This window comes from Parashewanella sp. 2210YD4-3 (assembly GCF_056591735.1).
Genome location: NZ_JBWQOG010000048.1, coordinates 1 through 217 on the forward strand (window position 1 = coordinate 1; position 217 = coordinate 217).

1 protein-coding gene is annotated in these 217 nt (G+C 42.4%); it reads left to right on the plus strand.

Annotation, left to right across the window (positions count from 1 at the left end; all coding sequences use genetic code 11):
• A partial coding sequence (locus tag AC1EU0_RS19230; protein ID WP_480304384.1) for a hypothetical protein occupies positions 1-217 on the plus strand: 217 nt, incomplete at both ends.

Genomic DNA, 217 nt, shown 5'->3' on the forward strand with positions numbered 1-217 from the left:
GCTGATGGTGAAATCGTTGATTCGTCAGGCCGTAAAGCTTCTATGAAAGGTTTTACCATTGATGGCAAGCAAGCTGTGAATGAAGGTTTTCAGACCAAACCTGTAACGGCCACTGAAGTTGTATTGGGCAAAAATGGTAAACCGTTAATGTTCAATGGCCGTAAAGTTTATAAACGTGCCGATGGAACCTTAGTAGACGAGTTTGGCAATGTGATCA